Below are 2,206 nucleotides of genomic sequence, written 5' to 3'. Positions count from 1 at the left end.
GTGCGCCACGAGGCGCCGAGACAATCGAGGAGGGGTGAGAGACCTTTCCCGCCGGGCTGTCGCAGCAGCCCGGTGAAGCCAGGGGGCAGCCTGATCCGGAGGAACGCCGGGGAGGGTGGCAAGCGGCCCCGACGAAGACAGGCCGTGCCGGGACTGCCAGACGGCGCGGGCCTGTTCGGCCAGGTCAGAAGGTGTAACGGAAGTGAACCAGTGGTTGAAGCTCCGTAACCGCGAAGCCGTGCTCAAATCTGGTGGATATGGGCCGGTGAGCAGCGCGTGACGGTCGGACGATGCTGCGTCCGGGCGTCAACTCCGAAGCCGCGTAGTTCCGGCGGTGGGGAGGCCATGGCGAAGGTCTGCGGCGTAACCGTGGCGATGCTGCCGGAGTAGAGCTGGGCGCCTCACTGACCGATCGATTGCTTGGTGAACGTGGGAACCATCCGGCAGTCGCCTGCGGGCCGTCCAGCCAGGACGGCAGCGGGCAGGCCCGTTCCGGCTGTGGGCTGACGGATGGGGCGGAGGCTGTGTAGTAGTCGCGGGCGTAGCGACCCGTCTCGGAGTCCGGGAAAGCCGGACGCAGGGCAAAGACAGCCAGCAAGTCTGCGGTGATGGATGCTGGAAGACCAGGAGGTTTTCGCCGGTGAATACCGACGAACCGGAATCCGCCTTGTTTAGGGCCGAACGCCGGGTACTGGAGATCCAAACCAAGCTGCACCGGTGGGCGCGTGAAGATGCCCGTCGTCAGTTCGACGATCTGTTCAATTTGGTGGCCGATCCCGCGTTCTTGTTGGTTGCGTGGGATCGGGTGCGGGGCAACAAAGGTGCCAGGACCGCCGGGGTGGACGGGCGTACCGCCGCGTCGATAGTGGCGCGGATCGGGATAAATGAATACCTCGACGGGCTGCGTTCGGCGTTGAAAGATCGCAGTTTCCGGCCGTTACCGGTGCGGGAGCGGATGATCCCCAAGACGGGCGGTAAGCTGCGTCGCCTGGGGATCGCGACCATCACCGACAGGGTGGTCCAGGCATCGCTGAAGCTGGTGCTGGAGCCGATCTTCGAGGCGGATTTTTTCCCATGCTCCTATGGGTTCCGCCCGATGCGCCGGGCTCATGACGCGGTGGCTGAGATTCGGTATCTGACCTCGAAACCACGATGTTACGAGTGGATTGTGGAAGGAGACATCAAAGCCTGCTTCGATGAAATCTCGCATACGTCCTTAATGGACAGAGTGCGGGCACGGATCGGAGACAAGCGTGTCCTGGCCCTGGTGAAGGCTTTTCTCAAATCAGGCGTCCTCGTTGAGGATCGTTTAGTGGGACCTACCACCGCCGGCACCCCGCAAGGGTCGATTCTCTCGCCGTTGCTCAGTAATGTCGCCTTGTCCGTCTTGGACGAGCACGTCGCCCGGTCACCAGGTGGCCCGGGGACCGGCAAGACTGAGAAGGCCAGGCGTCTGCGGCACGGCCTGCCGAACTTCAAATTGGTCCGGTATGCCGACGACTGGTGCCTGGTGATTAAAGGCACCAAATCCGATGCCGAAGCCTTGCGAGAGGAGATCGTGGAAGTCTTGTCCACGATGGGTTTACGCCTGTCGCGGGAGAAGACTCTGATCACCCACATCGATGACGGCCTTGACTTTCTCGGGTGGCGTATCCAACGCCACCGGAAGAAAGGCGCGCGCGAGTATTACGTCTACTCCTATCCGGCCAAGAAGTCCGTCAAAGCGGTCATGGCCAAGGTGAAGACGGTATGCCGCGAGGTCGAGGTGAACCAGCCTCTTGATGATCTGATCCGCAGACTCAACCCTGTGCTGAGGGGCTGGTGCGCCTATTTCCGGCCCGGAGTGTCATCGGTGACCTTCGCCTACCTGAAACATTATGTGTTCGAGACGGTATGGCGATGGATACGCCGGAAGCATCGCCGGTCCACGTGGAAGGAACTGCGCCACCGCTACTGCGGCGGCGGATGGTGGCCTACAAGCCAGAACAGGGAACTTTTCGATCCGGAGAAGGTGAGCACCACACGCTACCGATACCGGGGATCAGTCATCCCTTCTCCCTGGCCTGCCGCTGCCTGACGAGCACATCCGAGCCACAGCGGGACTTGTGGAGCGCCCGGTGCCTTGAAAGGGGCACGCCGGGTGCGGGAAGCGGCCCGGGAAAACGGACCGGCTGAAAGGTTGGAACCGCGTCCCGGGCCGACTTCA

The 2,206-nt window shown here is 62.6% G+C and carries 1 protein-coding gene; it reads left to right on the top strand.

Features of this window, described 5'->3' with window-relative positions; all coding sequences use genetic code 11:
• Positions 1-640: 640 nt before the first annotated feature.
• Positions 641-2,077, top strand: coding sequence for a group II intron reverse transcriptase/maturase (gene ltrA / locus AC5LUJ_RS24105; protein ID WP_493465855.1), 1,437 nt, complete (start codon positions 641-643; stop codon positions 2,075-2,077).
• Positions 2,078-2,206: the final 129 nt, after the last annotated feature.

This window comes from Protofrankia sp. CiP1_Cm_nod3 (assembly GCF_982290655.1).
Note: the sequence above shows the minus strand (reverse complement) of the source record. Positions and strands in the feature narration are given on the sequence as shown.